Origin of the sequence: Belnapia mucosa (genome assembly GCF_016775475.1) — a bacterium.
Lineage (GTDB): Bacteria > Pseudomonadota > Alphaproteobacteria > Acetobacterales > Acetobacteraceae > Belnapia > Belnapia mucosa.
Window position 1 is genome coordinate 606,663 of record NZ_JAEUXJ010000001.1, and the last position, 21,667, is coordinate 628,329.

A 21,667-nucleotide genomic window follows, 5' to 3' on the forward strand; every position below is an offset into this window, starting at 1 on the left:
AACGGTCGCAGGTGGCGCAGCATGCCGGCATGAGCAGCGATCCGACCTCCCTCGCCGGCAAGGAATTCCCGCTGCGGGGGCGCTTCGCCACCGTGGTGGTCGGCGCCGGGGAGGCCGGCATCACCGCCGCCCTGGCCGCGGCCGAGGCGGGGCAATCGGTGCTGCTGGTGGATGAGCATCCGCTCGATCCGGGGCTGATGGGCATGGACATCCCCTGGCTCTTCGGCGGCCGGCTGGATGCCGCCGTGCAGAACCAGGCGCGGATGGAGGAGCGGATCGTCGCCGCTCGGCCGGGGCTGGAGGCGGCAATGTCGGCGGGGGTGGAGGTGGCGCTCGGCACCTCCGCCTGGGGCGGCTTCCTCCGCAGCGCATCGAGCCGGGCGCTGGCCGGGCCGATGCTGGGGCTGGCCGATAGGCGCAGCGCCTGGCTGGTCGGCTTCGAGAGGATCGTTGTGGCCACCGGCGCGCGCGACGTGGTGGTGCCGCTGCCGGGCTGGACCCTGCCTGGGGTGATGGGCGCGCGCGGCTTCGACGCGGCGCTGCGGCTCTATGGCGCCTTCGCCGGGCAGCGGATCGCGGTGCTGGGTGGCGGCGTGCTGGCCGCCGGCGTGGCGGCCGCCGCCCGTGCCGCCGGGATCGGGATCGCGGCGGAGATCTGCGCGGCTGCGCCGCTCCGCATCGAGGGCGCGGTGGAGGTGGAGGGCATCGCCTGGCAGGAGGGCGGCGCCTGGCGCCAGGCGGCCTGCGACACGGTGGTGATGGCCATCGATACGGTCCCCAATCTCGAACTGCCCGACCTGCTCGGCTGCCCGATCCGCTGGGACCCGGCGCGCGGCGGCTTCGTGCCGGAGGCGATGCCGGGCGTGCAGGTGGTGGGCGATGCCGCCGGCACGGCGCCCATGGCGCGCGCCGGCTGGATGGCGGCCGCTTTGGCCGAGCCGCACGCGGTTGTCTGCGCCTGCGAGGAGGTGCTGGCCGGCGACCTCCGCGCGCTCCGCCCGCCACGCTATCTGGGCGCTGAGGGGCCGGAGGCGGGGCTGGCCGCGCTCGGGCCGCTGAACCAGGACCAGGTGAAGCGGCTGACCCGCGCCGGCATGGGCGCCTGTCAGGGGCGGCGCTGCCGCGATGCAGTGCATGCGCTGGTCTCGGCGGAGCGGGTGGCGCCGCATGCCAGCCACCGCGCACCGCTGCGGCCGCTGCCGCTCTCGGTCCTGGCGGCGCTGGAGGAAGACCCGGCGCTGCGGGCCAATTGGACCGGCTGGTTCGGCATCGCCGCGCAATGGCTGCCGCATTGGGAGCCGGTGCCGGAGCATCCGGAATTCATCGGCGGCCGGCTGACGGCCGAGGATGCCGGGAAATGATCGTCATTGTCGGCGGCGGCGTCACCGGCCTCTCCACCGCCTTCTGGCTCTCGCGCCAGGGCCATCCGGTGACGGTGGTGGAGAAGGGCATCCTCGGCTGGGAGGCGAGCGGCCGGAATGGCGGCGGCTGCACCCATCCCTACAGCCCGCTCTTCCGCGAGGAGCAGCGCCTCTGGCCGATGATGGACGAGATGCTGGGCCACCCGACCGAATGGCGGCCCTTCCGCATCAAGGTGGCGCTGGATGAGGGACAGCTCGACCGCCTCTGGAAAAGCACCCGCCTCGCCACCGACCAGGGCTTCGCGGCGGAGGCGCTGGACCGGGCGCAACTGCGGGAGCTCTGCCCCTGGGTCGGCCCGGCGGCGATCGGCGGCATCTTCTGGCGCTATGGCGGCCACGCCAATCCGCAGCGCACCTCCCAGGCCTATGCCTGGGCGGTGGAGCGGCAGGGCGGGCGCATCCTGCAACACACCACCGTCACCGGCCTGCGGCTGGCGGGCGGCCGTGCCGTCGCGGTCGAAACCAGCGCCGGCGAGATCGGCTGCGATGCGGTGGTGCTGGCCGCCGGGCCACATACGGCGCAGCTTGCAGAACGCTTCGGCCATCGCATCCCGGTCGCACCGGCCCGAGCCGAGATCATGGTGACGGAGCCCCTGCCGCTGCTGGCGCATGGCGGGATCGACGGCAACGGGCTCTATGGCCGGCAGACGCTGCGCGGCAACCTCGCCTATGGCGGGGGGCCGCATGAATGGCTCGACCTCGATGGCGATGCGACGCCGCGCGCGGTGAACACGCCGGTCGTTGCCAGCCTCGCCCGTCGCCTGGCCGAGATGTTCCCCGGCGCCGCCCATGCACGGGTGATCCGTAGCTGGGGCGGCATCATCGAGAACACGCCGGACGGGCGGCCTATCCTCGACCGGCTGACCGACCCGGACAATGTCGTGGTGGCGACCATGTCCTCGGTCGGCTTCGGCCTCTCGCCTGCTTCAGGGCGCGCCATCGCCCAGCTGGTCGCGCAGGGCGCATGCGACTTCGCCGACCTGTCGCAGCTGAAGGCCGCCCGCTTCGGCAACCTGCCGCTCGACTGGCGCGCCCGGCAGGGCTGGGAGGCCCTGCCGCTATAGCCAGGGCTATGCCCAGCTCCAGCTCTGCACGTTCCAGGTGATATCCGTCACATACTGGTTCGCCACCGGCCCCTGGAGCTGCTTCCGCTTGAGGTGCCCCTGCACGGAGCCGCCCTGCGCCGCGAAGGGCACTTCCTCATGCAGGATGGCCTGGATCTGCCGATAGGTGGCGACACGGTCGGCCTGCTCGGTCTGGGTGACGCCGAGTTCGAGCAGGCGGTCCACCTCCGGGTTCTCGTACTGGACGTAATTGCTGCCCTGCCTGTGCTTGGCCGGGATCATCCGCGAATGGGTGCGGGCGGTGTAGTCCGGGTCGAGCCCGACCGTCGGGTCCCAGGCGACGAAGAGCGTGTCGAACCGGCTCTGCGTGGTGTATTCGCCCCAGACGACCGAGGCCGGCATGTTGCGGATCTCCATCTCCACGCCGATGCGCTTCCAATTCTGCTGGAACAGCGCCTGGCAGCCCTGCCGGGCGATGTTGCCGGCGGTGGTGGACATGGTGAATTTCAGCGCCACGCCATCCTTCTGGCGGATGCCATCCGGCCCGCGGCGCCAGCCGGCCTCGTCCAGCAGCCGCTCGGCGCCGGCGGGGTCGGCCGTGTAGTCCTTCAGCTCGGTGTTGTAGGCCCAGTGGGTTGGCTGCAGGTAGGACAGGCTGCGCGGCCAGGTGCCGAAATAGATGTCGTCGATCGACTTCTGCATCTCCAGCGCCATGGTCAGCGCCTTGCGTACCCTCGGGTCGCTGAATTGCGGCTTGCCGCAATTATAGTAGACGAATTGCACGTTCGGCGTCGGGAAGCTGAAGAAGTCGCGGTCCGGCAGGGCGCGCGCCTCCGGCCAGCGATCATTCGGCACGCCGGAGAGGGCGAAGTGGTCCACCTCGCCGGTGCGCGCCTGGCCATAGGCCACCTGCTGGTCGGGCACGAATTTATGGATGAACTGCCGGATCCGCGGGGCACCGCGATGGTAGTTCGGGTTGCGCTCATAGACCATGTGGCTGCCGGCGGTGCGGCTGCGCAGCAGGTAGGGCCCGGTGCCGACCGGGTTGCCGTTGAAGGCCGCCGTCTGTACCGAGACCTCCTTCGACAGGATGTGCATCGGCACGATATGCATGTTCTGCCAGGCCCAGAGGAAGGGCACGAAGGGCTTCGACAGCTCCATCTCGATGGTGAAGTCGTCCCTGACCCGGAAAGCCTTGATGAGGTCGAAGCCGGAGCGCGACCGCACCGCGACGGCCGGGTTCATGATGGTCTGGTAGGTGAACTCGACATCCTTCGCGGTGAAGGGCGCCCCGTCGCTCCACTTCACGTCCCGCTTCAGGTTGACCGTCCAGGTCAGGCCATCGGGCGAGATGCCGCCATTGGCGCGGCTCGGCACCTGCACGGCGAGGTTCGGGATGAACTCGCCCCGCTCGTTCACGTCCCACAGCGCATCGAAGAGGCAGGCCTCCGGCACGTTCTCCGTGCCGGCATTGACGTAGAGCAGCGGGTTGAACTGCACCGGCTCCTGCGTCATCGCCAGGATGACGCGGTCCCGGTTCAGGGACTGCGCCTGGATCGCCGGCGCGGCGAGCAGGCCGGCACCTGTCACCAACAGGCCGCGGCGCGGCAGAATGAACCCTGTCATGCCCTGTCTCCCGTTAAAGCGTGACTCACGCGACAAAACAGCGGTCTAACGGTCCATGCGCAGGCGCGGGTCGAGCGCGTCGCGCAGCCCGTCGCCGAGGAAGTTGAACCCCATCACCGTGAGCGTAATGGCCGCGCCCGGCAGGATCGCCAGCCAGGGAACGGTATCGAGATAGCCCTGTGCATTGGTCAGCATATTGCCCCAGCTCGCCAGCGGCGGCTGCACGCCATAGCCGAGATAGCTGATATAGCTCTCCATCAGCACCGCGCTGGCCACCTTCAGCGTCGCGGCGACGAGGATGGGCGCGGCGGCATTCGGCAGCAGCTCCCGCAGCATGATCCGCGCCGGGGAGGCGCCGAGCGCCCGGGCGGCGGCGATGAAATCCTGCTCCTTCAACTGCAGGATCTCGGCGCGGACGATGCGGCTGACCTCCATCCAGGAGGTGAGGCCGATGACCAGCGAGATCGAGAGCAGCGTCGGCGGGACAAAGGCGGCGACCACCAGCAGCAGGAAGACCTGCGGGAAGCAGAGCATGGTATCGACGAAACGCATCAGCAGCGTGTCGATGAAGCCACCGAGATAGCCGGCCAGGATGCCGATCAGGGCGCCGGTCAGCACCGTCGTCACCATGGCGACGATGCCGACCGTCAGCGAGACGCGGCCCCCATAAAGCAGGCGTGAGAGCGTGTCCCGCCCCAGCTCATCGGTGCCGAGCGGGAAGGCGGGGCGGGCGAAGGGCGCCAGGAAGCGGGCACTGGTATCGAGCAGCGTCGGGTCCTGCGGCGCGACCCAGGGGGCGAAGAGCGCGGCGGCCAGCAGCAGCGCTACGACCAAGCCCCCGGCCAGGGCCAACCGATGCCGTCGGAAGCGCCGCCAAGCGCCCCCCCGCATCACAGCCTGACCCTTGGGTCGACCGCCGCGATGGCGATATCGGCAATCAGGTTGCCGGCGATGACGAAGAGGGCGGTGAACATCATCAGCCCCATCAGCACCGGGTATTCCTTCATCCCCAGCGCATCGACGAAAAGCCGTCCCATCCCCGGCCAGCCGAAGATCGTCTCCGTCACCAGCGCACCGGAGAACAGGAAAGGCAGCTCGACGCCGAGCAGCGCGATCAGCGGCTTCGCCGCATTGGGCAGGGCGTGGCGCAGCAGCCGGGCCCGCAGCGGCATGCCCTTGGCCCGCGCCGTCCGCATGAAGTCCTGGCCCAGCACTTCGAGGAAGGCGCTGCGAGCATAGCGGCTCCAGGTCGCGGTGATGACGAGGGCCAGCACCATCACCGGCAGCACCAGATGCCGCAGGAGGGAAAGCGGATCGCCCTCCTCGCCCAGTTCATACATGCCGCCCGAGGGCAGCCAGCGCAGCTCGATGGCGAAGATCCAGATCGCCATCAGCCCGAACCAGAAGGTCGGAAAGGAGAGGGCGAAGAGCGCCCCGCTGGTCGCCAGCGCGTCGAAGACGCTGTAGCGCCTCACAGCGCCGAGCAGCCCGATGCCGAGGCCGAGCAGGATGGCGATGGCCAACGCGCTGCCCATCAGCAGCAGCGTCGCCGGGAGGCGTTCCAGGATCGTCGCCAGCACCGGCCTGCCGCCGAAGAAGGTCGTGCCCCAATCGCCGGTGGCGAGACCCGTCGCCCATTTCAGGTATTGCACCGGCACCGGCTGGTCGAGGCCGAAGACCGCCTTGATGCGCTCGATATCCTGCACCTGGATCGAGGGGTTCAGCGTGTAGATCGCAAGTGGCCCGCCCGGCGCCAGATGCATCAGCCCGAAGCCGATGAGCGAGACGCCGACCAGCAGCGGCACGGCCTGGGCGAGGCGGCGCAGGATGAAGCGGATCATGCGTCCACCTTGTGGCAGGCAACGCTGTGGCCGCCGCCGAGATCGCGGCGTTCCGGCGCCGCCTCGGCACAGAGCGGGATGGCGATCGGGCAGCGCGGGTGGAAGGCGCAGCCGCGCGGCGGGTGCGCCGGGTCCGGCACGTCGCCGGCCAGCACCTGCCGCTGCACGCCCTGGCCCGGCACGGCCGAGAGCAGGGCGCGCGTATAGGGATGCCGGGGCTGGAAGAACAGCGCGGCCCGCGGCGCCGTCTCCACCACCCGGCCGAGATACATCACCGCCACCCGGTCCGCGACATGGCTGACCACCGCCAGGTTGTGCGAGATCAGGATGTAGGAGAGGCCCATCTCCTGCTGCAGCCGCCGCAGCAGGTTGACGATCTGCGCCTGGATGGAGACGTCGAGGGCGCTCACCGGCTCGTCGCCGATGATGAGTTCCGGGTCGAGGGCCAGGGCGCGGGCGATGCCGATGCGCTGGCGCTGGCCGCCGCTGAACTCATGCGGGTAGCGCCGCGCCGCCGCTTCCGGCAGGCCGACCAGGCGCAGCAGCCGGGCGATGCGGTCCGGCCGGTCCTCCCGCGTGCCGATGCCATGGATGGCGAAGGGGGCCTCCAGGATGCCGGCCACCGTCATGCGCGGGTTGAGGCTGGCATAGGGGTCTTGGAAGATGATCTGCATGCGTCGGCGGAAGGGCGCCATGGCCCGCTGCGAATGGCGCGCGATCTCCACCCCGTCGAAGCGGATGCTGCCCTCGGTCGGCTCCAGCAGCTTCAGGATCGCCTTGCCGGTGGTGGTCTTACCGCAGCCGCTCTCGCCGACGATGGCCAGGGTTTCGCCACGGGCGAGGCTCAGATCCACGCCATCCACCGCCCGCACCATCCCGCCGCCGCGGCCGCGGAAATGCACCCGGAGGCCAGCGACCTCGAGCAGCGGCGGCTCAGTCATGCAGCGGGTTCCAGCAGGCCGCCGCATGGGGCTCACCGAGCAGGGGCGGTGCCTCCGCCACGCAGCCGGAGATGACGCGGGTGCAGCGCGGGGCGAAGGCGCAGCCGCGCGGACGGTCGCCAGCGCCGGGCACCATCCCGGGAATCTCCGGCAGCCATGGCTCCGGCTCCTCCCGGATGCGCGGCAGGCTGGCGAGCAAGCCGGCGGTATAGGGATGGCGCGGCGCGGTGAAGATCGCCTCGACCGGCCCGGTCTCGACGATGCGGCCGGCATACATGACCGCGACGCGATGGGCATTCTCTTCCACCACCGCCAGGTCATGGGTGATGAGCAGCACCGCCGTCCCCATATCCCGCTGCAACTCGCGGAGCAATTCGAGGATCTGCGCCTGCACCGTGACGTCGAGGGCGGTGGTCGGCTCATCGGCGATCAGCAGGGCAGGGCGGCAGGCCAGCGCGATGGCGATCATCGCCCGCTGCCGCATGCCGCCGCTCAGCTCATGCGGCCAGGCGCGGGCCTGGCGTGCGGGGTCGGGCAGGCCGACCAGGCGCAGCATTTCCTCCGCCCGCGCTGCCGCCTCGGCGCGGAAGAGGCCGAGATGGCGCCGCAGCGGCTCGGCGATCTGCGCGCCGATGCGCATCACCGGGTTGAGCGAGGTCATCGGCTCCTGGAAGACCATCGAGAGGCGATGGCCGCGCAGCGCCGCCATGGCGCCTTCCGGCAGGCGCATCAGATCCTCGCCGTCCAGCAGCACCTCGCCGGTGGGCAGGCGGGAGAGGGGCGGCTCCAGCAGGCGCATCAGCGCCATCGCCGTCATGGTCTTGCCGCTGCCGCTCTCGCCGACCAGGCCGAGCGTCTCGCCGCGATCGAGGTCGAAGGAAATGCCGTCCACCGCGCGCAGCAGATGCGGCGGGTCGGGGATATGGACCGCCAGCTCGCGCACGGCGAGCAGCGGCGCGGCTTCAGCCGGGGGCATAACCGTATTCGGCCGCAGCGGAGGCCAGCGCGTCCAGCAGATTCGCCGCCAGCGTCGAGAAGACGATCAGCTCGAAAGCCTCCGGCTCGGCCTGGTGCAGCAGGCAGGCGAGATGCGCGACCTGGGTGGCGGCAACGCGGCCCGGGCCGAAGATGCGCGGATGCAGGTCGATGCGGCAGAGCTTGGCCAGTACCGCGCGCGACTTGGCACCCGCGAGGCGGATGGTGCAGCGGCCATGGCTCTGATCGACCAGCGCCGCGGCGGGGGCGAGAGGCGCGGCGCGGGTCAGCAGCGCGCCCTCGCCATCCCAGGGGGCGGAGAGCAGCCAGCCGCGCGGTTGCATCCAGAGCGCGGTGATGCCCGCTGTCTCGGCGCTTTCGCCCGGCCCCGGCAGGGCGAAGCCGAGGCCGGTGGGATCGGCGCCGTGCCGCGCCGTCACCTGCACCAGTTCCCGCCGCGGCAGACCAAGGCGCAGTGGATCGGGGCCGGGCAGGGGCGCCGGCATCAGCCCCGCCAGCGGATGCAGGGGCTCAACCGCGGACACGGGCATTCTCCGGGTCGTAATGGTGCGGGCTGACGATCTCGACCGGCGCCGCCTCATCGAAGAGCGGGTTGGCGGCGGTGAGGGTGGTGCCGATCCGCGCCTCCCCATCCCGCAGCATGGCGAGGCCGAGCCAGCCGGGCCGTGCCACGCCCCGCGTCACGCTGGTGACCCAGCCGAGGCTCTCGCTGGAGCCGGCCTCCAGCAGATGGCTGCCGGCGCGGATCTGCTGTTCGGGCCTGACGCTGCGGATGCCGACGAGCCGGGGGCGCGACGGGTCCTGCAAGCCAGGCCGCCCGGCCAGGGCGCGGCCGATGAAGTCGCCGCGCTTCTTGAGCATCCGCCCGAGGCCGCAATCCGCGGCGGTGGTCTGGCCGTTCAGCTCCGGCCCCGCGACATGGCCCTTCTCGATCCGCAGCAGGCCGAGCGCCTCGACGCCATAGGGCTCGATTCCATAGGCCGCGCCGGCCGCCATCACCGCGCGCCAGACACGGTCGGCATAGCCGGCCGGCACCGCGATCTCATAGGCCATCTCGCCGGAGAAGCTGAGGCGGAAGAGCCGTGCCGGAACGCCGGCCGCGGTGCAGTCGCCGACCGCCATGAAGGGGAAAGCGGCATCCGAGAGGTCGAGCCCGCCGATCACCGGCGCGATCGCCTCCCGCGCCCGCGGGCCGGCGATGGACATGGTTGCCCATTGATCGGTGACGCTGGCGAGGCTGACATCGAGGTCGGGCCAGCAACTCGCCAGGTGGAATTCGAGGTGCTGCATCACCGGCCCGGCCTGGGCGGTGGTGGTGGTCATGTAGAAATGCTGGGGGCCAATGCGGCTGGTGGTGCCGTCGTCGAAGACGATCCCGTCCTCCCGCAGCATCAGCCCGTAGCGGGCGCGGCCTACGGCCAGGGTGGAGAAGGTATTGGCATAGACGAGGTCGAGGAAGGCGGCCGCGTCCCGCCCCTGGATGTCGATCTTGCCGAGGGTCGAGACATCGCAGATGCCGGCCCGTTCCCGCACCGCCCGCGCCTCGCGCATGACGCTGGCCCAGGCATCGGCATCGGCTGGTCGCGGGTAATAGGCCGGGCGCTTCCAGATCCCGGCATCCATCCAGACGGCGCCGGCTTCCTCGTGCCAGCGATGCAGGGGGGTGCGGCGGGTGGGCTGGAAATGCTGGCCCACTGCCTCGCCGGCCATGGCGCCCCAGGCGACTGGGGTGGTGTAGGGACGGAAGCGCGGCAGCCCGACCACACCCAGCGGCTCGCCTCGCGCCTCGGCCAGGACCGCGGCGCCGACGATGCCGCCGCTCTTGCCCTGGTCGGTGCCCATGGCATGGGTGGTGTAGCGCTTGGCATGCTCGATATGGGTGAAGCCTTCCCGATGGGCGAGGCGCATATCCTCGGCCGTCACGTCGTCCTGGAGATCGACGAAGGCCTTGCCGCGGGCGCGAACTTCATAGAGCGGGAAGGGGGCGTGGCTGGCATCCGCCGCCTCGGGCAGCGGCGCGGCGGGGCCGGAGGGGAAGCCGGCGCCCTCGGCGGCGGCGCGGCCGGCCTCGGCGCCATCCGCCGCGGCGGCGGCGATGCCATGGATGCCGCGGCAGGCGCCGGCGCTGCGCTCCCGCTGCACCGGCGGGCCGGGGAGGAAGGCCTGCAACGCCTCGTCGAAGACCAGAGGCGCGCCGGACTGGCTGGCCAGATGCACCGCCGGATTCCAGCCGCCCGAGACCAGCAGCAGATCGGCCGGCAACGCCGCCTCCTGCCCCGCGCCGCCGTGGTTGCGGAAGCGCACGCCGCGCAGGGCCAGCCCACCGATGGTGTCGCAGATCTCGCTGCCGGCGCGCACCGTGAAGCCTGCCTCGCGGGCGTGCTGCATGGCCGGGCTGTCCTCGCGCGGGTCGAGGATGGCGGCGATGCGGGTGCCAGCCTCGGCGAGCGCAAGGGCGCTGTCATAGGCCGCGTCATGGGTGGCGAAGAGGACCGCTGTCCCGCCCGGCCGCACCGCCCAGCGCCGGGCATAGGCGGCGGCGCTGCCAGCCAGCATGACGCCCGGCCGGTCATTGCCGGGGAAGGCGATCAGCCGCTCATGCGCACCCGTCGCCAGCACCACCTCCGCCGCGCGGATGGTCCAGAAGCGCTGGCGCGGAGTATGGGGCGGCGGCTCCGGCAGGTGGTCCGCCACGCGCTCCACCGCGCCCAGCACGCCATGGTCGTAGAAGCCGAAGATGGTGGTGCGGGGCATCACCGTCACCTCCGGCATCGCCGCCAGGGCATCGAGCGCGGTCCGCCGCCAGCCCTCCTGCGCCGGCTCCGCCAGCAACCCGCCGCCAAGGAGGAAATCCTGCTCGGCGAGGATCACCCGCGCGCCGGTGGCGCCGGCCGCCCGCGCCGCAGCGAGGCCGGCGGCGCCGCTGCCCACCACCAGCACGTCGCAATGGGCATGCGCGCTCTCGTAGTGGTCCGGGTCGGGCAGGCCGCTTGCCCGGCCGAGCCCGGCGGCGCGGCGGATCAGCGGCTCATAGACCCGTTCCCAGAAGCGGGGCGGCCACATGAAGGTCTTGTAGTAGAAGCCGGCGCCGAGCCAGGGCGCGGCGAGCCCGCTCACCGCCATCCGGTCGAAGGCCAAGGACCCCTGCCGCGTCTGGCTTTCGGCCACCAGGCCGTCGAACAGCTCGGCGATCGTCGCCCGCGTATCCGGCTCCCGCCGTGCCCCGCTGCGGAGCTCGACCAGCGCATTCGGCTCCTCGACGCCGGCCGAGAAGATCCCTCGCGGCCGGTGATACTTGAAGCTGCGCCCGACCAGCCGCACGCCATTGGCCAGCAGCGCCGCGGCCAGCGTATCGCCCGGATGCCCCTGATAGCTGCGCCCGTCGAAGCGGAAGGTCAGGGTGGCGCCGCGCTCGACATGGCCGCCGGCCGGCAGGCGATGGGTCTGGCTCATGCCGGGGTCACCGCCGCGATCTCATGCGTCACCGTATGGCGGCGGACACGCAGCCAGGCGCGGCAGCCGGCGGCATGCTGCCACCATTCCTCGTGCCAGCCCCTGGGATTGGCGCGGAGATAGACATAGTCGTGGAAGGCCTCGATCCCCGCATCGGGCGCCGGGCGCTGCTTCGTGGCATCGCCGCGATAGGCGAATTCGGCTTCGTCGCGCGGGCCGCAATGGGGGCAGGGGATGCGCATGCGCTATTGGGCCCAGGGATAGGGGCCATTGCCCCGTTCATCGAGAGCGCGGCCTTCGCGGAAACGCTCTAGCGTGAAGGCGGCATTCAGCGGATGCGGCTCGTCCTTGGCGATGGTCCAGGCATGGCACCAGCCGCTGCCCGGCGTCGCCTTGAAGCCGCCATAGCACCAGCCCGCCGTCATGTACAAGCCATGCACCGGCGTCTTGCAGATGAAGGGCGAGCCGTCCGGCGTCATGTCCATCACCCCCGCCCAGGACCGCAGCGCCCGCAGCCGTCCCAGCGCCGGGATCATGCTGAGCCCGGCGGCGAAGACATGCTCCGCCTCCCGCAGGGTGCCGCGCTGGCCATAGCTGTTATAGCCATCCAGCCCGCCGCCGAAGACCAGGCCGCCCTTGTCCGACTGGCTGATATAGAAATGCCCGGCGCCGAAGGTGACGACGCAGTCGATCAGCGGCTTCAGCCCCTCGCTGACGAAGGCCTGCAGCAGATGCGTCTCGATCGGCAGCGGGAAGCCGGCCATGTCGGTGAGGGTGGTCGTATGCCCCGCGACGGCCAGCCCGACCTTCGGCGCCCGGATCTCGCCCCGCGTGGTCTGCACGCCCCCGATGGCGCCGCCCTCGATGAGCAGGCCGGTGACTTCGCAATGCTCGATGATATCGACGCCGCGGGCATCGGCTGCATGGGCGAAGCCCCAGGCGACCGCATCGTGCCGCGCCGTGCCGCCACGCCGCTGCAGCAGCCCGCCCATCACCGGATAGCGGCTGTTGTCGAGATCGACGAGGGGGCAGAGCGCCCGCACGCCCTCGCGGTCCACCAGCTCGGCATCGATGCCGGACAGGCGCATGGAATTGCCGCGCCGGATGGCGGCATTGCGCTGCGCGTCGTTGTGGAACAGGTTCACCACGCCGCGCTGGCTCATCATCACATTGTAGCCGAGCGACTGTTCCAGCCCTTCCCAGAGCTTCAGCGAATGCTCGTAGAAGCGGTTGTTCTCGGGCAGCAGGTAGTTGGAGCGGACGATGGTGGTGTTGCGGCCGGTGTTGCCCTGGCCGATCAGCCCGCGCTCCAGCACCGCGACATTGCGGATGCCATGCACCTCCGCGAGGTAGAAGGCGGTGGCCAGCCCATGCCCGCCGCCGCCGATGACGATGACATCGTAGCGCGGCTTCGGCTTGGCCTTCCGCCAGGTGGGTGTCCAGCCCCGATTGCCGCGGAGTCCCTCGGCAGCGATCCGGAAGGCAGAGTAGCGCAGCATCCGCAATGGTAGGGTCGGGCTGCGCCGGGTGGCAAGGGGCGCTAGGCTCCCTCGGAAAGAATGTGGAGACGCCCATGTCGCGCCTGTTCCATACGGGCAACCGCGCCCTGCAAGACCGCTTCGACGGCCGCCGCGTGGCCGATGCGCTGGAGGCCCGCCGCCGCCGGGACACCTTCCTGCCCGAGCATGTGGCGATGATCGAGGCAGCGCCTTTCTTCTTCCTCGCCACCGCCGCCGAGGGCATCGCCGATTGCAGCTTCAAGGGCGGGCCGCCCGGCTTCGTCCGCGTCACCGGCCCGGCCGAGCTGGAATTCCCCGACTATGATGGGAATTCCATGTATCTCAGCCTCGGCAACATCGCCCTCGCCCCGGCGGTCGGGCTGCTCTTCATGGCCTTCGACGGGCGCTCGCTGCGGCTCCGCCTGCGCGGGCAGGCGGTGCTGGTCGAGGACCCCGACCGCCTCGCTGCCATTCCCGGCGCGCGGCGGCTGGTGCGGGTGGCGGTGACCGATATCTTCCCCAATTGCCCGCGCTACATCCCCGACCTCGCTGCCGGCGAACCCTCCGCCTATCTGCCGCGGCCGGATGGCAGCCAGGTGCCGCCCGAATGGAAGTCGCGCGACTATATCCGCCCGATCCTCCCCGCCGACGACCCGCACCGGTCTGGCCCCGGGATCGCGGAGCACCTAGGCTGACCTCTCCCTGCCGAAGGAGTGATGGCGATGGACATCCTGCCCCCGAGCGATTCCGAAGCGGCGCTGGCGCAATCGGCACGGCGCGTGATGCCGGCCGGCGGCTTCGGCAATTTCGCCCCCGAGGTCATCCTGCGTGAGGGGCATGGCGGCCGGGTCTGGGACGTGGCCGGGCGGGAATATGTCGACTACCTGCTCGGCTCAGGCCCGATGTTCCTCGGCCATGGGCATCCGGAGGTGCTGGCGGCGGTGCAGGACCAGCTGCCGCGCGGCACCACCTTCTTCGCCACCAACGAGCATGGCATCCGCCTGGCCGAGGCGCTGGTCGAGGCGCTGCCCTGCGCCGAGCAGGTACGTTTCGTCTCCTCCGGCTCGGAGGCCGATATGTATGCGCTGCGGGTGGCCCGCGCCTTCCGCAAGCGCGACCGCATCCTGAAATTCGAGGGCGGCTACCACGGTATGTCGGACTGGGGGCTGATGAGCCTCGCGCCGAGGCAGCTGGCCAATTTCCCCGTCGCCGTGCCGGATTCCGCCGGCATTCCGAAGAGTGTGCGGGACGAGGTCCTGGTCGCACCCTTCAACGACCTGGAGACGGCGCGGAGCCTGATCGCCGAGCATCATGACGAGCTCGGCGCCATCATCCTGGAGCCCTTCCAGCGGCTCATCCCGCCGGCACCGGGCTTCCTCCAGGGCATGCGGGATCTGGCGACCGAGTACGGCATCCCGCTGATCTTCGACGAGGTCGTGACCGGATTCCGCTTCTGCTACGGCGGGGCACAGAATTACTACGGCGTGACCCCCGATCTCTGCACCCTCGGAAAAATCGTCGGCGGCGGCTTCGCCCTGGCCGCCATCGCTGGCCGGGCCGATATCATGGCGCATTTCGACCGCGGCTTGGTCGGCGATGACGGCTTCCTCATGCAGGTCGGCACGCTTTCCGGCAACCCGATCGCCGCCGTCGCGGGCCTCGCCACGCTCGAGGTGCTGCGCCGGCCCGGCGCCTATGACGGCGTCTTCGCCATGGGCCGGCGGATGATGGACGAAATGGAGGGGATGCTGCGCCGGCATGGCGTGCCCGGCCTCGCCCTCGGCGAGCCGCCGCTCTTCGACCTCGTCTTCACCGCCGAGGCGCCGCGCGATTATCGCAGCATGCAGCGCGGCGATGCGGCGGTGCAGCGGCATGTGAATGCCACGCTGCGGGCCGGCGGGATCCTGAAGGGCGAGAGCAAATACTACCTCTCGACCGCGCATGAGCGGCGCGACGAGGCGCGGACGCTGGAAGCCTTCGAGGCGGGGCTGCGCAGCCTGCCCGCCTCGCGCGGCTGATCGCTCAGCCGCGCCCGGCGCGGCGCGGCGGGGCGCTGTGCTCGACGGCCGGCGGCATGGCATCGGCCGGCCGCCCGGCATCGAAGCCGAGGAAGCCGATCCCCGGATTGGCGGCGCCACCATCCCCGGCCCAGAGCCGTGGATTGGGCGCCTGACGCGGCGGAGCCACCGGCGTCGCGGCGGCGGCGCGCTCCACCGGCGCCGCCGGCGGCGGGGTCGCGTCGGCGCGGCGCGGGGCTGGGCGTGCGGGCGGCGCGGCGGCCTGGGTCTCGCCCGCGGCCGGTGGCCCGCCCCGGCTGCCGGCGCGGACCGAGAGCAGGAAGAACAGGATGTCGTTGCGGCCCTGATCGACCGCGGCATCGATCGGCGTCAGGCCAAGCACGTTGCGCGACTCGGTATCGGCGCCGCGCCCCACCGCCTCCCGCGCCGAGGCGATGTCGCCGCGGTTGATGGCGTCGAACAGTGCCGCATTGGGCGAGAGATTCTGGTTCGGGTCGGCCGGGATCGGCTCCGGGGCACGGCGGTATTGCAGCCCGGGCAGGGCGGCCGGTGGCGGGCGGGATGCCTCCTGCGCCGGGTCGCTCATGCCGCCGGCGCGGCCGTTGCGGCCGAATTGCGCCACCGCCTCCGGCACCGGAAGGGCGAGGGTGGCCAGGAGGGCAAGCGGGGGGAGCAGGGCAAGGTGGCGCATTCCCCTTGATTAGCCCGGCGGATGGCCCGTGTCAGCGGCAGTCATCGCCGCGCAGGGTGAAGGACTGCACCCGGTCACTGCGGATGGTGAAGGTCACGTCGCAGGACCGGGTCAGCAGGATGGGCGCGGCCGGGGAGAGCGGAGCGAAGCGGCCATAGGGCCGGCCCCAATAGGGGTCGAGCTGGTGCAGCACCTGGCGCCGCTGCTCATATTGCAGGAAGCGCAGCCCATCCGCCTCATGTGTCCGGGTCGGCACGCCGAGCGCCTCGACGAGTTGCACTTCGCTCCGGCCGATCTGGGCCGCCATCCGTTCCTCGATCCCCGGCCCGATGGCGCAGGCGGCGAGCAACAGCAGGGGCAGCAGCCATGATAGGCGTCTGGACATCAGCGTCCCTCCCGCCGCCAGCCTAGCACCGCGAGACCGAGGACCAGCGGCAGGGCCAGCCAGGGCGGCAGCAGCGGCAGGGCGGCAATGCCGGTCACGGTGTGGTCGCCATTGCGGCGCAGGCCGATCCAGCCGGTCTGGGCATCGCCGCCATGCGCATCACGGCCAGGCCCGACCCGGCGCAGCTCCGGCAGAACAGGTTCGGGCCCGGTGCCGAGCCAGCGCGCCGCGCCGCCGGTCCCGGCGAGAAGCGGCGCCAGCCGGGCCGGATCGGCGCGCAGATCGGCGACCTCAAGCGGATTGGCCGCGGCCGCGGCGGCGAAGGCGGACCGGCGGCCGTCATTCACCTGCCAGACACCGGGCTGCTCGGCCGGCAGGCGGGCCGCGGCATGGCCGCCGGCACCGGCTTGCAGCGGCAGGCGCTGGCTGGTGCCGTCGGGTGCGGTGACGGTGACCTCGGGCGGCGGCCCGGCCTCCAGGCTGCGCCGCTCGATCTGCAACTGGCCGCCCTCGATGCGGGCGGTCAGCTCCTCCTCCTCCAGCTCCGGCTCGCGCATCAGCCAGTGGGCGGCGCGGCGCAGCAGCTCGGCCTGCGGCCCGCCGCCGTCATGGCCGCGGGACCAGAGCCAGATATGGTCCGAGAGCAGCAGCGCGACGCGCCCCTCGCCAACCCGGTCGAGCACCAGCAGCGGCGCGCCGCCGGCGGCCTCCATCACGGTCGCGCCGCCGCGCTGATCGGCCCGCATGCTGCGATACCAGCGGCCCCAGCTCGCCTCGTGCTGCTCATCCGGATTGGCCCCGGTCAGCCCCTCGGTCACCGGATGCCGGGCCCCGAGAGTGGTGACGCGCGGGCGGAAGGCGCCCTCGGCCGCGGCGGATTGCCCGGCGCCCGCGGCTGGCCGCGCCGGCAGCACGGCGCCGAGCGGCGTCGCGGCGAGGCTGGAGGGGCCGGCGAATTCCGGCCCGACCGACATCAGCAGCGCCCCGCCGCCGCGAACGTAATCCGCGATGTTGCGGAGATAGGCGGGCGGCAGGATGCCGCGATTGGCGAAGCGGTCGAAGACGATCAGGTCGAAGTCCCGCAGCTTCACCTGGAACAGCTCCCGCACCGGGAAGGCGATCAGCGCCAGCTCGTTCAGCGGCGTCAGGTCGTCCTTCTCCGGTGGGCGGAGGATGGTGAAATGTACCAGGTCGACGCCCGGATCCGCCTTCAGCAGGCGGCGCCAGGTGCGCTCCCCCGCATGCGGCTCGCCACTCACCAGCAGCACGCGCAGCCGGTCGCGCACGCCGGTGATGCTGACCACGGCCCGGTTGTTGAGCTCCGAGACCTCGCCCGGCCGTGCCTCGGCGGCGAGTTCCACCACGGTCGGGCCGCCGCGCTCGATCGGGATGGCGATGCGGTGCTCGCGGCCCACGGGGACGCTTTCGATCCGCGCCGGGGCGCCGTCGCGGCGGATCGAGAGCCGGGCGGCGCCGGTGGCGTTCGGCACGCCGAGATCCTCGATCGCTACCCGCAGCTCCACCTGCCGCCCGACGATGCCGAAGCCGGGCGCCTCCACCACGCGCAGCCGCCGGTCGGTCTCGCCGGGGCGGCCGGGCAGGAGGGCGTGGAAGGGCGCCTCGATGGGGGCGGTGGCGGGGGTGTCATGGACCTGCCCGTCGGTGAGGGCGATGACCCCGGCGAGGCGGGCGCGCGGAATATCGGCCAGCGCCTGCTCGGTCGCGGTGAACAGCCGGGTGCCCTGGTTGCCGCCCTCCGGCACCTCGACCGTGCGGAGCTCGAGATCGGGCAGGCGGGCGGCGCGGGCCTCGATGGCCGTGCGCGCCGCCTCGATCTGCGCGGCCCGGGTGCCGACGTGGGCGCTGTCGCTGCGGTCCACCACCAGCAGCGCGATATCGGGCCGGGTTTCGCGGGTTTCCTCGACCAGCCGCGGATTGGCCAGCGCCAGCAGCAGCAGGGCGAAGGTCCCGGCCCGCAGCGCGGCCCCGCGCGCCCGGCGCAGCAGGGCCGGCACCAGCGCCAGCACGGCCAGCACCGCCAGCGCGGCGATGATCCAGACCGGCAGAACCGGCGCGAAGTCGAGGCCCGAGAGCGCCTGGCGCATCAATTGCCGAGCCTTTCCAGGATGGCCGGCACATGGACTTGGTCGCCTTTGTAGTTGCCGGTCAGGGCGTACATCACGAGGTTCATCCCGAAGCGATAGGCCAGGCTGCGCTGCCGCGTGCCGCCGGGAATGGTGGCGAAGGGGTTCTGCCCGCGCGCATCGATCGCCCAGGCGCTGGCCCAGTCATGCCCGCCGATGATCACCGGGGAGACGCTGTCATTCGCCCGGTCCTGGTCCCGCGCCACCCAGACCTGGCCGCCGGCGAAGCGGCCGGGCAGGTCCGGCAGCAGGTAGAAGGAACGCTTGAGCACATGGTCCTCGCCAACCGGGGCGAGGGGCGGGATGGCGAGGTCGCGCGTCACCCGCCGCAGCGCCGCCCGCGCCCCGGGGGCGAAGCCCTCACCCGAGCCCTCGTCGCGGGTGTCGAAGAGGATGATGCCGCCGTTGCGCATGAAGGCGTTCAGCGCCGCGACGGCCTGGGCGTCCGGCTGCGGCGCCTCGGCGGTGATGACCCAGTAGAGCAGCGGGAAGAAGGAGAGGTCGTCGCTGCCCGGATTGACCGCCGCCGGATCGGCCAGAGCGGCGGCGGAGCGGCGGTTGATGAAATCCGACAGCCCGACCAGCCCCATCCGCTGCACGTCGTCGATGGCGGCATCGCCGGTCGCGACATAGGCGAGGCGGGTCGCCAGGGCCGGCGCCGGATCATCCGCCGCCCGTGCCGGCGCGGCGAGGGCCAGCAGCACCAGCAGCGGCAGCACCGGCCGCAGCAGCCCGCGCAGGCGCAGCCCGATCAGGAGGTCGGCGGCCAGCAGCAGCAGCGCCATGGCCAGCAGCCAGGGGCCGAGATCGCGCTCGGCCGGGACGCCACCGATGCCGAGCAGCCCGGCCCCCGGCGGTGGCGCCGGTGCCGGCCGCAGCTCCGCGACCGCACCGCCGAGATTGAGCGCCCGGCGATAGGCGATGGCCGAGGGATCGCCGCCCGCCATGCCGTACCAGCCCGGCGGATGCCGCGGCGAGGGGGTGGCGGCGTCGATCTCCGCGGCCGGGACGGCGGCAGCGGCGGGCGGCGCGGGGCCGAGGCGGCCGAAGCCGTCCAGCGTCTCGACCGGCGCCAGCGGCGCCTCGCCCTCGGCGCCCTGGATGCCGGCCGAGAGCGCCACGATCCGCCGCAGCATCTGCACGAAAAGGCCGGAGAGCGGCAGGTTCGACCACTCCGCATTGGCGGTGACATGGAACAGCACGATCCGCCCCTGGCCGCGGGATTCGGCGGTGACCAGCGGCGTGCCATCGGTCAGCCGCGCCCAGATGCGGCCCGAGAGGCGGGGCGAGGGCTCGGCCAGCACCTGCCGCTCCACCATCACCTCGCCCGGGATGGGCAGGCCGGCGAAGGGCGAGGTTTCGGGGAAGGGTGCCAGATGCTGCGGCTGTTCCCAGGAAAGCGAGCCGCCAAGCTGCCGCTCCGCCCGGAGCGCCACCGGCAGTAGCCCATCCGGATGCTCGGCGAGGCGCGGCCCGGCGAAGCGGATCAGCGTGCCGCCCGCCTCGACCCAGCGGGCCAGCGCCTCCCGCTCCGGCCCCTCGGCGACCGGCCGGTCGGCGAGCGCCAGCACGGCAATGGGGCGTGCCAGCAGCCGGTCCAGCGGCCCGCGCCGCAACTCGGCGGTCGGGGCGAGGGCGCGGTCGAGATAGAAGAGGTCGCCGATTAGCGGCGCGTCGGCGCTCTCCTCGGCGCCGGGCAGCAGCCCGACCGGACGGCGGCGGAAGCGCTCATCCAGCAGCACGACGCCACCGGCGCCGGGCGCATCCTCCAGCTCCAGCCGCACCACCTGGTTGCGGATCTCGATCGGCAGGTCGAGCGAGGCCTCGGCCTCCCGCGCGCCGGCCGGCATGGGCAGCACCGCGCGGGCCAGCGTCCGCCCATCGCCGGTGCGGGCCAGGACCGCCGGTTCGGTCGCCACCGAAAGCGGCAATTGGCGGAGCTTGAGGCGCAGCCGGTCCGCCTCGGCGACCGGCGGCGGCAGCAGCCGCACCGGCTGCGCCTCGGCCTGGCCGAGGGTGAGCGCCCCGGCCTCGGCGAGTGCGGCCTGGAAGGGGCCGGCCGCATCCCCGCCATGCTCGACGCCGTCGCTGAGGAAGAGGCTGGCGACCGGGCCGGGACGGGCGGTGCGCCAGGCCTGGAAGGCGGCCAGGGCAGCGGCGCGGTCGGGCGCCCAGGGCTTCGGCCGGAGCGCCGCCAGCCGGCTGCGCAGATCCGAGGCCGGCATCGGGCCGATGACCCGCGGCGGCTCACCGGTCTCGGACGGCGCGGTGGCGAGCAGGGCGGCAGGGCGGCCCTCGCGCCCGGCGCGGTCCAGCGCCCCGGCGGCAGCGGCCATGCGCGCCGGCCAGTCGGCGGCGGCGGCCCAGCCATCATCCACCGCCAGCAGCAGCGGCCCGTCGCCACCGGCCGAGGCCCCCGGCCCCAGCACCGGCTGGGCCAAGCCAAGGATGACCAGCGCCGCCGCGACAAGCCGCAGCAGTAGCAGCCACCAGGGGGTGCGGGCCGGCGTCTCCTCGGCGGGTGGCAGGTCACGCAGCAGGCGGAGCGCCGGGAAGGCGATGCGCCGCGGCGCCGGCGGCGTGACCCGCAGCAACCACCAGAGAACCGGCAGCGCCGGCAGGGCCAGCAGCAGCCAGGGCGCGGCGAAGGCGAGGGGGCCGAGACTCAGCATCGGGGCCCTAGGAAAGGTGGCACGGCATCTCTCCACCCATGTGGTGCGCCCTCAGCCCGGCGCGAGGGCCTGCCAGAGCGCCAGCAAGGCGCGTGCCGGCGGCTGGTCCGTGCGGTGGGTAAGGAAGCCCCAGCCGGCCGTGGCGGCGATCCCGGCCAGCCCCTCCCGGTGCTGCCGCAGCCGCTCGGCATAGAGGCTGCGCACCGTCTCCACCCGCGGCACCAGCACGGACCCGTCGCCCTGCCATTCGAACAACACGCGCCCGCTATAGGCCCGGTTGCCCTCGCCCAAAGTTTCTTCCTCCGGGTCGAGCACCTGGAGGATGTGGCCGCGCACCGGCCGGGCGGCGAGCGCAGCGATGGCGGCATGGATCTCCTCGAGCGGGGCCAGGAAATCGCCGATCAGCACCACCCGGGCATGGCGCGGCAGGCCGGGATCATGGGGCGGCAGGGAACGCGACTTGCCGATGGCCGAGACGGTATCGACCAGGCTGGTCAGCCCGGCCCGTCCGGCATGGCTGCGGCCACTGCCTCCGATCAGCCGCACCCTCTCCCCGCCTCGCAGCACGAGGGCGGCGAGCGCCGCCAGCAGCAGGTCGGCGCGTTCCCGCTTCGAGACCCGGTCGGGGGCGGAGCGCCATTCCATGGAGCGGGAGGCATCGCTCCAGAGGGCGACGGTCTGCGCCGCCTCCCACTCCGTCTCACGGATGAAAAGCCGGTCCGACTTGGCGCTCTGCCGCCAGTCGATCCGGGTGGCGGGGTCGCCGGGCAGGAAGGGGCGGAACTGCCAGAAGGCATCGCCCTGGCCGGAGCGGCGGCGGCCATGCACGCCTTGCAGCACCGTCGCCGCCACCCGGTCGGCCGCCACCACCAGCGGCGGCAGATGCGCGCCGAGTGCCTCGGCGCGGAGCGTCCCG

At 72.3% G+C, this 21,667-nt stretch carries 18 protein-coding genes; 4 read left to right on the forward strand and 14 right to left on the reverse strand.

The genetic code is table 11. The annotated features are described in order from the left end of the window. The first annotated feature begins 29 nt into the window (after positions 1-29). Positions 30-1,361, forward strand: a complete 1,332-nt coding sequence (locus JMJ55_RS02930; RefSeq protein ID WP_202823977.1) for an FAD-dependent oxidoreductase — start codon at positions 30-32, stop codon at positions 1,359-1,361. Further along, a complete protein-coding gene (locus JMJ55_RS02935) occupies positions 1,358-2,485 on the forward strand; it encodes an NAD(P)/FAD-dependent oxidoreductase (protein ID WP_202823978.1) in 1,128 nt (375 codons plus the stop codon). Before JMJ55_RS02930 ends, JMJ55_RS02935 begins: the two co-directional genes overlap by 4 nt. A 6-nt stretch (positions 2,486-2,491) precedes the next feature. Here JMJ55_RS02935 and JMJ55_RS02940 read toward each other — a convergent pair whose 3' ends face one another. Genes JMJ55_RS02940 through JMJ55_RS02980 form a run of 9 tightly spaced genes read right to left on the reverse strand, consistent with a single transcriptional unit; the run spans position 2,492 to position 12,841 of the window. Next, entirely contained in the window at positions 2,492-4,111 is a 1,620-nt protein-coding gene (locus tag JMJ55_RS02940) for a peptide ABC transporter substrate-binding protein (protein WP_202823979.1), read from the reverse strand. 45 nt (positions 4,112-4,156) lie between these two features. After that, complete coding sequence (locus JMJ55_RS02945) at positions 4,157-5,002, reverse strand: ABC transporter permease (protein ID WP_202823980.1); 846 nt, start codon at positions 5,000-5,002, stop codon at positions 4,157-4,159. Next, entirely contained in the window at positions 5,002-5,952 is a 951-nt protein-coding gene (locus JMJ55_RS02950; RefSeq protein WP_202823981.1) for an ABC transporter permease, read from the reverse strand. Before JMJ55_RS02950 ends, JMJ55_RS02945 begins: the two co-directional genes overlap by 1 nt. After that, positions 5,949-6,893: an ABC transporter ATP-binding protein gene (locus tag JMJ55_RS02955; RefSeq protein WP_202823982.1), complete on the reverse strand. Its 945-nt coding sequence runs from the start codon at positions 6,891-6,893 to the stop codon at positions 5,949-5,951. The genes JMJ55_RS02950 and JMJ55_RS02955 overlap by 4 nt, the downstream gene beginning before the upstream one ends. Then, positions 6,886-7,869, reverse strand: coding sequence for an ABC transporter ATP-binding protein (locus JMJ55_RS02960; protein ID WP_202823983.1), 984 nt, complete (start codon positions 7,867-7,869; stop codon positions 6,886-6,888). The genes JMJ55_RS02955 and JMJ55_RS02960 overlap by 8 nt, the downstream gene beginning before the upstream one ends. Further along, positions 7,856-8,413 (reverse strand): sarcosine oxidase subunit gamma, encoded by a 558-nt coding sequence (locus JMJ55_RS30815; protein ID WP_202823984.1) that lies wholly within the window; start codon positions 8,411-8,413, stop codon positions 7,856-7,858. The genes JMJ55_RS02960 and JMJ55_RS30815 overlap by 14 nt, the downstream gene beginning before the upstream one ends. After that, entirely contained in the window at positions 8,400-11,342 is a 2,943-nt protein-coding gene (locus JMJ55_RS02970; RefSeq protein ID WP_202823985.1) for a sarcosine oxidase subunit alpha family protein, read from the reverse strand. Before JMJ55_RS02970 ends, JMJ55_RS30815 begins: the two co-directional genes overlap by 14 nt. Continuing rightward, entirely contained in the window at positions 11,339-11,584 is a 246-nt protein-coding gene (locus JMJ55_RS02975; RefSeq protein WP_202823986.1) for a sarcosine oxidase subunit delta, read from the reverse strand. Before JMJ55_RS02975 ends, JMJ55_RS02970 begins: the two co-directional genes overlap by 4 nt. Before the next feature lie 3 nt (positions 11,585-11,587). Then, a complete protein-coding gene (locus JMJ55_RS02980; protein WP_202823987.1) occupies positions 11,588-12,841 on the reverse strand; it encodes a sarcosine oxidase subunit beta family protein in 1,254 nt (417 codons plus the stop codon). A 74-nt stretch (positions 12,842-12,915) separates the two neighbouring features. On the opposite strand from JMJ55_RS02980, the gene JMJ55_RS02985 reads away from it, so the two are divergent. Next, positions 12,916-13,536, forward strand: a complete 621-nt coding sequence (locus JMJ55_RS02985; RefSeq protein ID WP_202823988.1) for a pyridoxamine 5'-phosphate oxidase family protein — start codon at positions 12,916-12,918, stop codon at positions 13,534-13,536. Positions 13,537-13,563: 27 nt separating this feature from the next. Continuing rightward, the gene (locus JMJ55_RS02990) at positions 13,564-14,859 is read left to right on the forward strand and encodes an aspartate aminotransferase family protein (protein ID WP_202823989.1); all 1,296 of its coding nucleotides are present in this window, start codon (positions 13,564-13,566) and stop codon (positions 14,857-14,859) included. 4 nt (positions 14,860-14,863) lie between these two features. On the opposite strand, the gene JMJ55_RS02995 is transcribed toward JMJ55_RS02990, so the two are convergent. Genes JMJ55_RS02995 through JMJ55_RS03015 form a run of 5 tightly spaced genes read right to left on the reverse strand, consistent with a single transcriptional unit; the run spans position 14,864 to position 21,621 of the window. Then, positions 14,864-15,550, reverse strand: coding sequence for a hypothetical protein (locus tag JMJ55_RS02995; protein ID WP_202823990.1), 687 nt, complete (start codon positions 15,548-15,550; stop codon positions 14,864-14,866). 31 nt (positions 15,551-15,581) lie between these two features. Further along, positions 15,582-15,935 (reverse strand): hypothetical protein, encoded by a 354-nt coding sequence (locus JMJ55_RS03000; RefSeq protein WP_202823991.1) that lies wholly within the window; start codon positions 15,933-15,935, stop codon positions 15,582-15,584. Beyond that, positions 15,935-18,040, reverse strand: coding sequence for a hypothetical protein (locus JMJ55_RS03005; protein WP_202823992.1), 2,106 nt, complete (start codon positions 18,038-18,040; stop codon positions 15,935-15,937). The genes JMJ55_RS03000 and JMJ55_RS03005 overlap by 1 nt, the downstream gene beginning before the upstream one ends. Next, the gene (locus JMJ55_RS03010; RefSeq protein ID WP_202823993.1) at positions 18,040-20,751 is read right to left on the reverse strand and encodes a DUF4159 domain-containing protein; all 2,712 of its coding nucleotides are present in this window, start codon (positions 20,749-20,751) and stop codon (positions 18,040-18,042) included. The genes JMJ55_RS03005 and JMJ55_RS03010 overlap by 1 nt, the downstream gene beginning before the upstream one ends. A gap of 51 nt (positions 20,752-20,802) precedes the next feature. Further along, positions 20,803-21,621, reverse strand: a complete 819-nt coding sequence (locus JMJ55_RS03015; protein ID WP_328702562.1) for a DUF58 domain-containing protein — start codon at positions 21,619-21,621, stop codon at positions 20,803-20,805. Positions 21,622-21,667 lie beyond the last annotated feature (46 nt).